Origin of the sequence: Streptococcus mitis, assembly GCF_003942995.1 — a bacterium.
In the GTDB taxonomy this organism is placed as follows: Bacteria; Bacillota; Bacilli; order Lactobacillales; family Streptococcaceae; genus Streptococcus; species Streptococcus mitis_CV.
In genome coordinates, this window is the sequence record NZ_RJOH01000030.1 from 1 (window position 1) to 10,770 (window position 10,770).

16 protein-coding genes, 1 tRNA gene and 2 pseudogenes are annotated in these 10,770 nt (G+C 36.6%); 1 reads left to right on the forward strand and 18 read right to left on the reverse strand.

Annotation, left to right across the window (positions count from 1 at the left end; translation table 11 throughout):
* Positions 1 to 287: 287 nt before the first annotated feature.
* The 18 genes and pseudogenes from D8836_RS10600 to D8836_RS10680 form a co-directional block, all read right to left on the reverse strand.
* Positions 288 to 359, reverse strand: a tRNA-Glu gene (locus D8836_RS10600).
* A gap of 60 nt (positions 360 to 419) precedes the next feature.
* The gene (gene rlmD, locus D8836_RS10605) at positions 420 to 1,775 is read right to left on the reverse strand and encodes a 23S rRNA (uracil(1939)-C(5))-methyltransferase RlmD (protein ID WP_125393953.1); all 1,356 of its coding nucleotides are present in this window, start codon (positions 1,773 to 1,775) and stop codon (positions 420 to 422) included.
* Positions 1,776 to 2,426: 651 nt separating this feature from the next.
* Complete coding sequence (locus tag D8836_RS11510) at positions 2,427 to 2,771, reverse strand: ArpU family phage packaging/lysis transcriptional regulator (RefSeq protein WP_260468291.1); 345 nt, start codon at positions 2,769 to 2,771, stop codon at positions 2,427 to 2,429.
* An 80-nt stretch (positions 2,772 to 2,851) separates the two neighbouring features.
* Entirely contained in the window at positions 2,852 to 3,064 is a 213-nt protein-coding gene (locus D8836_RS10615) for a hypothetical protein (RefSeq protein ID WP_125393954.1), read from the reverse strand.
* 156 nt (positions 3,065 to 3,220) lie between these two features.
* Entirely contained in the window at positions 3,221 to 3,565 is a 345-nt protein-coding gene (locus D8836_RS10620) for a hypothetical protein (protein ID WP_125393955.1), read from the reverse strand.
* Positions 3,566 to 4,141 carry a hypothetical protein gene (locus D8836_RS10625; RefSeq protein WP_125393956.1) on the reverse strand — a complete coding sequence of 192 codons (576 nt, stop codon included), beginning with the start codon at positions 4,139 to 4,141 and terminating at the stop codon, positions 3,566 to 3,568. It lies immediately after the preceding gene.
* 237 nt (positions 4,142 to 4,378) lie between these two features.
* Positions 4,379 to 4,945, reverse strand: a complete 567-nt coding sequence (locus D8836_RS10630; protein ID WP_125393957.1) for a site-specific integrase — start codon at positions 4,943 to 4,945, stop codon at positions 4,379 to 4,381.
* A 351-nt stretch (positions 4,946 to 5,296) separates the two neighbouring features.
* On the reverse strand, positions 5,297 to 6,748 hold the full coding sequence (locus D8836_RS10635) for a virulence-associated E family protein (protein ID WP_125393958.1): 1,452 nt from the start codon (positions 6,746 to 6,748) through the stop codon (positions 5,297 to 5,299).
* Positions 6,741 to 7,256, reverse strand: a complete 516-nt coding sequence (locus D8836_RS10640) for a hypothetical protein (RefSeq protein ID WP_125393959.1) — start codon at positions 7,254 to 7,256, stop codon at positions 6,741 to 6,743. The genes D8836_RS10635 and D8836_RS10640 overlap by 8 nt, the downstream gene beginning before the upstream one ends.
* The gene (locus D8836_RS10645) at positions 7,253 to 7,516 is read right to left on the reverse strand and encodes a hypothetical protein (RefSeq protein WP_125393960.1); all 264 of its coding nucleotides are present in this window, start codon (positions 7,514 to 7,516) and stop codon (positions 7,253 to 7,255) included. The genes D8836_RS10640 and D8836_RS10645 overlap by 4 nt, the downstream gene beginning before the upstream one ends.
* Positions 7,517 to 7,520: 4 nt before the next feature.
* Positions 7,521 to 7,728, reverse strand: a pseudogene (locus tag D8836_RS10650) (hypothetical protein).
* A gap of 1 nt (position 7,729) precedes the next feature.
* Complete coding sequence (locus D8836_RS10655; RefSeq protein WP_125393962.1) at positions 7,730 to 7,930, reverse strand: hypothetical protein; 201 nt, start codon at positions 7,928 to 7,930, stop codon at positions 7,730 to 7,732.
* The gene (locus D8836_RS10660; RefSeq protein WP_125393963.1) at positions 7,927 to 8,379 is read right to left on the reverse strand and encodes a hypothetical protein; all 453 of its coding nucleotides are present in this window, start codon (positions 8,377 to 8,379) and stop codon (positions 7,927 to 7,929) included. Before D8836_RS10660 ends, D8836_RS10655 begins: the two co-directional genes overlap by 4 nt.
* A 204-nt stretch (positions 8,380 to 8,583) precedes the next feature.
* Complete coding sequence (locus tag D8836_RS11230; protein ID WP_185761633.1) at positions 8,584 to 8,733, reverse strand: hypothetical protein; 150 nt, start codon at positions 8,731 to 8,733, stop codon at positions 8,584 to 8,586.
* 1 nt (position 8,734) lies between these two features.
* Positions 8,735 to 9,163 (reverse strand): hypothetical protein, encoded by a 429-nt coding sequence (locus D8836_RS10665; protein WP_000517935.1) that lies wholly within the window; start codon positions 9,161 to 9,163, stop codon positions 8,735 to 8,737.
* 100 nt (positions 9,164 to 9,263) lie between these two features.
* Positions 9,264 to 9,518 (reverse strand): annotated as a pseudogene (locus D8836_RS10670) (hypothetical protein); the annotation flags it as partial.
* A gap of 11 nt (positions 9,519 to 9,529) precedes the next feature.
* Complete coding sequence (locus D8836_RS10675; RefSeq protein ID WP_125393964.1) at positions 9,530 to 10,135, reverse strand: Rha family transcriptional regulator; 606 nt, start codon at positions 10,133 to 10,135, stop codon at positions 9,530 to 9,532.
* Positions 10,136 to 10,149: 14 nt separating this feature from the next.
* Positions 10,150 to 10,347, reverse strand: a complete 198-nt coding sequence (locus D8836_RS10680; RefSeq protein WP_115904581.1) for a helix-turn-helix domain-containing protein — start codon at positions 10,345 to 10,347, stop codon at positions 10,150 to 10,152.
* Positions 10,348 to 10,547: 200 nt separating this feature from the next.
* On the opposite strand from D8836_RS10680, the gene D8836_RS10685 reads away from it, so the two are divergent.
* Positions 10,548 to 10,770 (forward strand): helix-turn-helix transcriptional regulator (locus tag D8836_RS10685; RefSeq protein WP_142999083.1); only part of this gene is annotated, 223 nt, incomplete at its 3' end.

The window sequence follows — 10,770 nt, forward strand, 5'->3', positions numbered from 1 at the left end:
ACGCCGCCAGCGTTCGTCCTGAGCCAGGATCAAACTCTCATTAAAAGTTTGAGTTCTCACTCATTTCTGTCACTGACAGATTTATTGTTTTTTTCATTGTTCAGTACTACAACCTTAGTTGTAGTGCCCTGCACATTGGTTCGTCTTGTTCAGTTTTCAAAGGTCTTTGTCACTCGCTTCTCTCAAGCGACAACTATATTAGTATATCACAGCTGCTTTTTCTTGTCAACACTTTTTTGAAACTTTTTTGAACTTTTTTCATCAAGTGTTCCACCCGCAACATACTATAGTCCGTACGGGATTCGAACCCGTGTTACCGCCGTGAAAAGGCGGTGTCTTAACCCCTTGACCAACGGACCAGAGTTGTTATTTTCAACTCTTACTATTATACAGGCTTTTCTAACTTTGTCAACTACTTTTTAAACTTTTTTAATTAATTTTACAACTGCTTCAGTTCGAGCGGTGTGTGGGAACATATCGACCGACTGAATATAATGGATATCGTAGACTTCTACTAACCTTACCAAATCACGAGCCAAGGTCGAAACATTGCAAGAAATATAGACCATTTTTTCTGGTACATAGATAAGAATTGTATCTAATAACTTGTCATCCAGACCTGTACGTGGTGGATCTACGATTAGAGCATCTGCTCGGTAGCCTTCCTTATACCAGCGAGGGATAATCTCCTCTGCTGTTCCAGCTTCGTAATGTGTGTTGTCAAATCCCATTCTTTTAGCATTTCGCTTAGCATCTTCAATGGCTTCTGGAATAATATCCATACCTCTAAGTGTTTTAACTTTCTTTGCGAAGGCAAATCCAATCGTTCCAACTCCACAATAAGCGTCAATCAAATGGTCTTCTTTATCAACATCCAACGCTTTTACTGCCTCACTATAGAGGACTTCTGTTTGTTCAGGATTTAGTTGATAGAAAGCGCGAGGAGATAGTGAAAATTCATAATCAAGAACACCTTCTTGAATACTCTCTTGACCCCAGATAATCTCTGTCTTTTCTCCATAAATCTCACTGGTTTTAGCTGTATTTGTATTAACAGCTACTGTCACAATCTCTGAAAAATCTTTAACTAAATCTTTTACCAGCAGGGTTAAATTAAGCTGGCGATTTGTAACAATAATAATCTGAACCTGTCCAGTCTTTCTTGCTCGTCGGACCATAATAGTCCTAACTCCTAGAACTTTTCTCTCATCCGTGATTGGAATCTGATGATAAGTAAGTAATTCTGCTAGACGATTAGCAATCACTTGGGTTCCCTTGTCTTGTACCAGGCAGTCTTTCAACTCTACTAAATAGTGAGAGTTTTGTGCATATAAGCCCGCCTTGACCTGATTCTTAAATTTTCGAGTCTGAAATTGTAACTTAGCACGGTAGTACTTTGGTTCCTGCATACCAATCGTCGGGCGGATTTCATAATTTTCATATCCTGCAGGAGCAAATTTTTTCAGCGCTTGATGAAGTAAGTCCGTCTTGAACTCTAGCTGCTTATCATAATGCAGGTGCATGATTTGGCAGCCTCCACATTCATTATAAATAGTACAAGCTGGCACAACTCGGAATTTAGACTTCTTATTAACCTTTAGTAATTTTGCTTCAACAAAGTTACGTTTAATAGAAGTAATCTGACAATAGATATCTTCTCCTTTGAGAGCACCAGGCACAAAGACTAAGGTTTTTTGATAAAAGCCGATTCCCTCACCATTAATTCCCATACGCTTGATTTTTAATGGTATTTTTTGTTTCACTTTCAGATTCATACCCCTATCTTATCACATTTTGAGTTATTCCGCTACCGCTTGATTTTTATATTTCATTAGTAAGTAAAGGCCTTGATATTCCTGATTTTCTTTAAAATCAGATTTCCTTATATTTTCTTTAATTTCTTTAAAAGTTCCTAAAAATGTTCACAAAAAAAGCCCCATAAAGGAGCCACTACACTATATGATGAGTTCAGCAGGCAAGAAACTAGCACGGTCAAACGTGCTTTTTTATTGCCTTGTACTATTATAGCATATCTTCCGTTTTTTAGCGCCTGCGGATAAAAGTAAGTAAAAAAACGACTCTAATTCGACACGGTTTATAGTGATTTATAGCAGTCTGTTCCTGCTAGTCAATTTGCTTTTCTAGTAAAAATGGTGTACACTTAAATTATCAAAGGAATTGATTTGGCACCCTGAAATCTCAATGAGATTGGCGCCTAAGTCAGTTCTTTTTTTGCGTGTCATAAATCAAACAATTCCCTTTTTTACAATAGCAATATGAATACCTAACAGACCGAATTTGTATTTTTTTCAAGTTGTCGCTCTATTTATTTATTGCTAATTTCTCAGCGATGCAGTTTATAATTTTATAGGTTCACAAAAGCCCCCAGAATCGTTTCTAAGGGCTTTTAATCTATTCTTAATATTTTACTTACGGTATGCCAATAGCGCCCCTTCTCTATAATTATGGGCAAAATCTAGTAAGATTTCACTTTTGAGAAGATCATACTCTGTTTTATCAATATCCAGTAATCTATAGAGTTCTTTTAAAGTATACTTTTGTTTTTGGGCAACAATAAATAAATTATAAAATATAGCACGTTTCTTTTCGTCTAGACTTCTACTATAAGAGTCTATCATTTTGACCATCTCGATAGCTTTGGTTTCAAATGCGCCTGGAGTATCTCTTAGATTGGCTAACTTCTTCAGCGACTTATAACTTTTCAAAAAATGATATGCTCTTTTTGCTGTTTCTGTGTTGTCTATTTCCATTTCATACTACCCAACTCATTGAAAAAATTCTCTCCAGAAAGGATTTTCACTATCAAAAATAATGTGATCATATTTTTATTTTAAGATACTTGTATAAAAACTTCATCCCATATATCCACTAAATTTTTACCATCAAAAACTTTAGCTTCCATAGCTTCATCAATCGTATTAAACTGATGACCTTCATAATCATAACCAACTACACAAATGCTGGATAAGAAACAAGCGCCTCGGCCATTATAATTAAATTCAAGATCTGTGTCTAAATATTTTTTAATTTCATCTTTTGTCATACATAATTACCACATCTCGATTATATCATTTTTTATATTTCTAAGCCCTAACATTTTATTTCATTATTTTTTAATTCTGTGATTTGGCGCGAGAAAAAATGTACAGTGACGGTGTGAAGCTCGCGAGCGACTAGTGGGAGGGGGATACCCCCCTATCTAGAATAAATCTTTTGCCATCTGCTTCAGTATTTCATTTTCTTCCAATTCCTTTTTACTTTTTGTTCCGAATTTCTTATTAGCTTCTTCCTCTGCCTTGGCTGCTGCTTCATCTTTAGCTTGTGCTATTAATCTAGCTTTCTCATTCTCATTTTCCTCCGCATATCTCTGGCCAATTTTTGACAAAACTTTTTGCGTCTCTGATGCGATCTTTAAATCTTCCGGCGATAGGGTTGTTTGCTCATGTAAGTATCTTCTAAATTCTATCCCTTGTTGTTCATGTTTACTTTTAACTGCAGTTTCTAAATCTTCATACCATTGATATGGATTGTGTTCAGTAGTCATTTATTTCACCATCCTATTATATGTTTCTACAAATTTATTTAAAAGACAAGCAACGCTTTTCTTAGGTGTATAGTCCAGCCCGTGATATCTCTGAACCAGACCTCCCTGGTCGTCGTACTTGTAGGACTCGGTATTTTTACCTATGGCGTGCTCAAGCTTACTTAGTGCTTTGTTTGCATCTTCTACATTCCGAGTAAAGTTTTCTTTGAGTTTTTCAAACTCTGGGAAATACTTTGATATTTTATCTAAAATCTCTGCATTTACTGATTCAGCCGCTGCTGTGATTTCTTTAGCCAACTTATGATATTCTTTTTTACTAACTAGAGGGTTGTTTTGAAGTTTTTCTAGCTCCTCCTCCAGTAGTTCCTTGGTATTTCCAGCAGTCCATAATTCCGTCTTAGCTTTATTGTATGCCTCAGCATCTACCTTATTTTTAGCTTCTACTATATCTTGTTTAGCTTTTTCAATTGTTGGGCCTATAGCTTCCAACTCCTCTTGACGTTTTTTAATTAATTTAGCATTATCATTTTCCATATTTTCCAATTCTTGAAAAATTTCTTTTACTGTACGTGTCATTCTCTTCTCCTTTTAGATTTATTTCTTGCAATTTTTTAGTTTAACCTATATTTTTTGTCTCGTTTCTTATCCTTGGTTTTTCTAACATTTTTACCTCATTTCACAACTGTTATATTTAACATATCTTCTATTTTGTGACTTTCAAGCACTTTTTAGAATCCCTTTTATATCAAGGGGATAGGCCTGTTTTCTGTTTTTGAATTTACATTTTCTCATTATGTAAAATAGAACGACTATTTAGTAGTCAAATGTTAGTATACTCTGGTCTAGTTCGTCTTGAGTGTAGCCGATATATCCAAGTATAATCTCTGGTGTTGAATGGTTGAATATTTTTTGTAGAATAGCTACATCACCATTCTTTTTGTAATGATGATAGCCGAATGTCTTTCTCATTGAGTGGGTTCCTATATTTTCAATCCCACATTTATTCCCAGCTTCTTTTAAAATTTTATACACTTGGGTTCTTGAAATATGACAAATTTTTACTCCCTTGCCATTCTCTCTTTTTCTGCTCGGAAATAAAAAATCATATTCTTTGAGTTGTTTATTATCAATGTATTGATTTAAGGCATTTCTTAATTGTTGATTAATTGGAAAATGTCTTATTTTTCCTGTTTTTTTCTCCCTTATTTCAATTTTATCTTCTATGATTTGTTTGACTTTAATTGGAATAATATCACTAACTCGTAAACCTGTATAAATTCCAAATAGGAATAATACGTAATCTCGTTCATTCTTCCTTCTCAAAAAATCCTTAATTCTTTCGATGTCATCAGTATCTCTAATAGGTTCAACTACTTTCATTTCTAAACCTCTCTTAAAAAAATTCTTAAGGTTCATAAAAAAGTGTAGTCATTTTGGGATATCTAGTGACTACGCTCTCCGCCTTACAGTCACAAGGTTTTTCGCCATGCGTAGTCATGTAGTCACCTTGCTCCCCAAAAAATAAACAATANACGCCTTTTATCTCTTATCTTCATATACTCTTTAATAAATAGAAAATAACTACATTTTTATATAAAAGTCAATAATACCAAGGGTTTAGGGGTGTAGTCAGTAAAATAGTAAAAACAACACTTTTTTCTAACCCCTTATGTATCAAGGGTTTTCTTCCTATTTAAAATGTAGTCACTTTTTAAAAATAAACTACACTGACTACATTTTTTTAACGTAAGCTGGTTTAATACTTTTACCAAATCTTGTTGATCGCCTATGTTCCCAGCCGTCTCGGTTTTGCATATACTTTTTAACCTTAGCCTTATCCTTTGGCGGTACTTTGTCAGTCAAATACACCTCTTGAAAAAATAGGTTAATGGTCATCTTGTCCCTATCTACCAGTTCGCCATAGGTGTCTGTATCAAGTTCAACTGTTCCACCCCTGTTATTTCTATAGTATCCTTCGTTCATCATGTCATAGATATAATAGTATCGCATTCTGTCGGTCATCGGGAACTGATACATTCTTTTTGGGTAAGGAGTGCCTAAATAGCGCTCCAAATCCTCAAGGGTTTCATCTACAAACTTGTAACGGCTTCTAACCTCATTTACTAGCTTTTCCTGCTCGTCTGTCAGGTTCAAGACTTGGTTAGCTCTCCAAGCCATCACCATAGCACCCCAAAAGTGTCTACGGTCTTTCTCTGTCCACTTTCTGCCCTTATAGGTGGTATCCTTGTGGACTTCCGCAACCAGAAAGCGCCTTTCTCCTGTTAGGTCGTTCAAATAATCATGGTCATTGGTTGCCCTCACAATAATAAAACTCTTAGGGAGTCGCCTATCACTGGAAGCATAAGGCGGTCTAAACTCCAGCTTGGTTTCTGTGATGAATTTCTTCAATTCTGAAAAACTAGCCTTTTTGCTGGCCACCATCTCATCATCAAAGACACACCAGTTTCTTACCATTCTAGCCTTGTCATCTTTGTCTGTGAAGGTCTCAACGGTTGTAAAATACTTGTGAGTAAAAAGCCCCTCAAAAAATTGGGTCTTTCCTACTCCCTGCCTTCCAGTCAAGTCCAGCACAAAGTCAAACTTGATGGTAGGGTCAAACACCTTGGCAACCGCTCCACGGAAAAATAAATCCATGATAATACGGTTATATTCATCATCCTTAATATTGAGATAATGCCTTAAAATATCAAAGGGATCACGCTGATTCACTAACTCTTTATACTCGCTTTCGCAAGATTCCAGATAGTCTTTTAAAGGGTTGTAGCTATGTTCTCCAGCCACTATCTCCAAAAAATCAGCTATATCAGGCTTTTTATAGTCCAGCTTGTACTTGGTAGCAATATAAGCCCTAATCTCTCTGATAATCAGGTCATCGATTGCACCGCTCAGGGTTCTACCGTTTAGCTTCATTGGTCTAGTCACTTCAATTTCATACGTAAAAGTGTTGTACTGTATCGCCCCTTTTAACTTGCTATCTCCGCTCAAAATCTTTCGGAGATTGTCTAAACCTCTATCAAAACCGTCACCTCTTGCTCTTTTTGCCAAATTCAGGCTATTGTTTTCCTCACTTGTCTCCCTTGCTTGAGTCAAGTCTACCATGGTAGGCGGTATTTGTTGCTGATCCTCTTTAATGATTTTATTTACAATGTCATTGCTATTCAAAAGCCACCTCCTTATAGAATTTTGTCGCTACTTCTAGGAAATAGCTTACTAGGTCTTTTCGTTTTACGATTGCTGAAAACAAATCCACCATCTGACTAAAACTGTAGCCATTCACAAATAGCAAGCGGACAAAAAGCGAAGTCTCATATTTGGTATAAATGCCATTACAAATCAGGTCAAAAACCCAGCCTTTTAACTCCACTCCAAGTCCCTGCCGTTGCTCGGTCAATTTGTTTACCTCTAATTCTTTCAGGATAATCAGCAAGTCAGGACTGGCCAAAACTATCTCCAAGTTTCTAACTAACCTCCAACCCTCTACTTCCTCTTTTTCTTCTTTTACAGTCACATACAAGCCTTTATAGTGAAAATCCGTCAGCGCCTCGCCTATCGGTTCAAAGTAGATGAATTTGAAGTATTCCCCATTCTTCCAAACTTGGGTAGGGGTAGACTTGAGAAAGCCGAATAAGGCCAATTTGTCACTAGACAAGGTCAACTCTATCACTCTCATTCTCCCACCCCCATAAACTTACGGATATCTTCCACTTTATAATAAACTTTTCTGCTATCATCTCCTGGAGGCTGATAACGTTTCAAGCCCATTCTTTCCCATTTTTGTAAGGTCAGGTATTTTATATCTAACTCTTCCTGTACTCGTTTTGCGGAAATCAGCCCAATGATTCGGGGAGATATTTTCTCATGGCTTTTTAGGTAACGTTCTAAGGCTTCTAATATTTTTATTTGAAGTTCTTCAATCATCCTTTCAAACATATCATCACCTCCACGGCTTAACCCCTGCAAGCTGGATATATCCGCCCATATTCAGGGTTTAAATCCTCGCTAGGTGTTTCTATCGTCTGTTGGTTTTCTCGCTCAAATTGGGCGCTTTTTTTGCGGTCTCGGTGGTTTAAATAAAGCAGTAAGCCAATCAATACAACCATGAAGATTACCGCCTGTGTATTGGTCAAATCTAATTCATTCATGCTATGCCCTCGCTTGATAATTCTTAATATATAACTGTTGCACTTCAGGTTCCATCTTTTGGAAAGCTTCAACTTCTTGAACAGTTACTTTTTTATTGATAAAATCAACGATAAACTGAAATAGATTTGGTTCATTTTCCTTTAAATCAAGCATGAAATCATCAAATTCTGCTTGTGCCATGTTTTTTAGGTCTAGTGTCATTGCATTGCCTCCTCAAACTTCTCTATAAGACAACTTTTATTTGCTTTCTGAGTTCCATTTTTAGAGTTAAAAAGAATATCTTTTAAGGTTACAGTAGCCCCTAAATACTCCTTTTCAGCATGCTCTATATACGCCTGTTGCTCTGCTTCGTTGTCAAAAAAGTACTTGGCTTGGCGTTTAAAGAATGCTTGTCGCATAGCATCCAATTCAAAAATACCAGGGCTGAAAAAGATTCCCGTAGTGCTTTTAGAGACCGCTTCGATTTTATGGCTGTCATTCAATTCAGGAAGTTCAATCCAAAGTAAACGGGATAAATCTTCTTTGATAGTTTTTAATTGTCCTGATAAGAGTCCTATTCTTAAAAAATCATTGTTTTCGTCTGCTTGGTGTAATTCCATACTAATTCTATCCAAGCTTTTAGCGATAATATCGTATGTTGTTTCTGTCATAGTCTACTATTCCTTTTTCCTGCTTTTTCCTATACCAGATTAGCACCACTCCAAACGCTGGGCATTTGCCCCAAGTTGACGGACGCTTGTAGTGATGTTTCGTGGGTAATCACCCACATTTTTGCTAAACAAGTGCTTAGAGTCGCCGTGTCAGCACTCGTTTTTCAAAACCTTTTCTAATTGCTTGCCTGCACTTCGGTTTTCTTAGTTTTTCTTCGTTTCATTTTCGATTTGATCGCCTAATCTTTTCCAGGCTCTATCAAATTCATCACGTTGAATTTCTTTACTATGTAATTGCCTTGCTAACTCCATGCCTCTACGCATGAATCTAGCGAAGTGGTTTTTTGCTTCCATCCTAGCCCTCCATCATGTCATAAAGTAGGGCGTAGTGCTTATCTGGGATTCTGTCCAAGGCTTTCAAGCCGTCATGTTCTGCTTTTTGTCTGGTTTCCGCCTTGACCGTGCTATCAAAAGCGATAGAAAAGGCGTTTAGCATTGCCTTATAGCGATCTACGCTCTTCAAATAGCGCCCACGGTCTGACAATTCCTTGTCTTCCAGTTCCTCTTTTACCGAATCGTCCAAGAGTGCGAACTTGGAGTACACCCCTTTTTCTACTTCAAATCCTAGACGCTTGTTTTGTCTCAGATTGTAAAGGTTGACCCTGCAACTCTCCAAGTTGCGATAACCTAATACTCCAGCGATTTCTTCTAAATTTTTGCCCTCTAATTCTGACAATTTTTCAGCAATATCTTTGAATTTTACTGCTTGATGTTGTTTTCCCATTGTATACCTTGTCTTTCTATGCTATAATCAAGGTATAGAAAAAATATCTATAACCTGAATCTTGTCGCTTGCTTCGGTCGCCAAAATCTCCGCAAGTGACTTTTTTGTTGCCTTTTTTCCCTGTCTGGGGGCTATAAAGCAAGTTTTTACTTTCGATAAGTTCCAGAATCCAGCTAAATCCCTGCTCCATCGTTTCAAGAAATGCGCCCAGGTCTTCACTGTCCAAATCCTCGTAGTTCATACAAAGATATTCGGCTAGTTGTCTGTCTTTCTCAACTAGCTTTTTAAAATCCTTGAAATACTTAGGAATTTCTACTCCCTTGGCATTTGTAACTGTCTTAAAATCATTTTCCATTTTCTATACTCCTATGCTTTAAAAATTAGTTCTTTAATTTCTGAATATCTCATATTCAAGTTGATCATCGCTATTGCCATATCTTCCAAACGCTGATAGTTTGTCAGTTCCGCGCTTGTTAAACTGTCAATACCGTTTTCACTTTCTCGCTCTTGCATGAGTTGGGCTTTGTTTTTCCCAGTCGCTCCCTTTAGCAGTAGGTTTGTAAGAGTGCTATAGGCATGCTGAGGTGCTTTCTCCCATGATTTGATAGCTTCGGTTAAGGTCTTGCGCTTTGGCTTTTCCAGTTCCCGTTGAAGATAGCGTTTAGAAAGTTCATCACGCATTTCAAAGAATGCTTTGACTAGGTTCATTTTAAATTGACGTACTGGTTCAGTATTCTTTAGATAAGTGATCAGCAAGGTTGCCTGTTGCTCGTTCAAACGATAGATTTTCATCGGTCGCCCTCGCCTATCTAATTTACGGATTTCAAATCCGATTATTCCATAACTTTCAAAATCCTCTTGATGATTTCTTATTAAACTTTGTACTGTATCATGCTTTACTTCAGCACATTCAGCGATGATTTCGCTTGTGGTGTACGGCTCTTTCTTGCCGTCCATATAAACCAGTTCCATTGGTTCGCTCCTTTCTAATATTTCGTATCAAGAAATTCATCAAGTGTAACTCCTAAGTAACTAGATACCTTTTTCAATGTATCAATACTTGGATTCTTTGCACGTTCATAATACAAAGCCGTTAAGGTACTTTTTGAAATTCCCGTAGCTTTTGCAACATCAGCGGTTTTTTTGCGTCGCTTCGCTAATAACAATCTCATGTTATTTCTCATTTTTTACCTCCATTTTAGAAATTTCACCATAATTGATTGAAAGGTGTTTGATATGGTGTACTTTTTGTACAACTTTCTGTTGACAGCAATATTATATTGTACTTTTTGTGCAATGTCAATACTTTTCTAAAAAATGTTGAATTTTTTTTACAACATTGTAAAAAAACGTGGTAAAATACTTTTGAAAGGTGTTTTAAAATATGGATAATAAGTTAAAAAAATTGAGGTTAAATAAAGAATTTAACGGTAAAGTAGGAATGACCCAGCAAGAAATAGCTGATGAAATAGGAGTTACAAAAAGAACTTACATTTATTGGGAAAAAGGTGAACGTCAAATTAAACCAGAAAAAGCCCAGCAACTTGCTGACTTCTTTGGGGTAAGTGTCGCATCTCTTTTAGGCCATGATAAAATATCTCCCGAAG

Bases quoted from the DNA above. Each gene is read 5' to 3' on its own strand.
- D8836_RS10640 (WP_125393959.1), bottom strand. From the start codon at position 7,256: ATGAGAGTGATAGAGTTGACCTTGTCTAGTGACAAATTGGCCTTATTC.
- D8836_RS11230 (WP_185761633.1), bottom strand. From the start codon at position 8,733: ATGGAAGCAAAAAACCACTTCGCTAGATTCATGCGTAGAGGCATGGAG.
- D8836_RS10660 (WP_125393963.1), bottom strand. From the start codon at position 8,379: ATGACAGAAACAACATACGATATTATCGCTAAAAGCTTGGATAGAATT.
- D8836_RS10655 (WP_125393962.1), bottom strand. From the start codon at position 7,930: ATGACACTAGACCTAAAAAACATGGCACAAGCAGAATTTGATGATTTC.
- rlmD (WP_125393953.1), bottom strand. From the start codon at position 1,775: ATGAATCTGAAAGTGAAACAAAAAATACCATTAAAAATCAAGCGTATG.
- D8836_RS10645 (WP_125393960.1), bottom strand. From the start codon at position 7,516: ATGTTTGAAAGGATGATTGAAGAACTTCAAATAAAAATATTAGAAGCC.
- D8836_RS10615 (WP_125393954.1), bottom strand. From the start codon at position 3,064: ATGACAAAAGATGAAATTAAAAAATATTTAGACACAGATCTTGAATTT.
- D8836_RS10625 (WP_125393956.1), bottom strand. From the start codon at position 4,141: ATGACACGTACAGTAAAAGAAATTTTTCAAGAATTGGAAAATATGGAA.
- D8836_RS11510 (WP_260468291.1), bottom strand. From the start codon at position 2,771: ATGGAAATAGACAACACAGAAACAGCAAAAAGAGCATATCATTTTTTG.
- D8836_RS10675 (WP_125393964.1), bottom strand. From the start codon at position 10,135: ATGGAACTGGTTTATATGGACGGCAAGAAAGAGCCGTACACCACAAGC.
- D8836_RS10665 (WP_000517935.1), bottom strand. From the start codon at position 9,163: ATGGGAAAACAACATCAAGCAGTAAAATTCAAAGATATTGCTGAAAAA.
- D8836_RS10630 (WP_125393957.1), bottom strand. From the start codon at position 4,945: ATGAAAGTAGTTGAACCTATTAGAGATACTGATGACATCGAAAGAATT.
- D8836_RS10620 (WP_125393955.1), bottom strand. From the start codon at position 3,565: ATGACTACTGAACACAATCCATATCAATGGTATGAAGATTTAGAAACT.
- D8836_RS10680 (WP_115904581.1), bottom strand. From the start codon at position 10,347: ATGAGAAATAACATGAGATTGTTATTAGCGAAGCGACGCAAAAAAACC.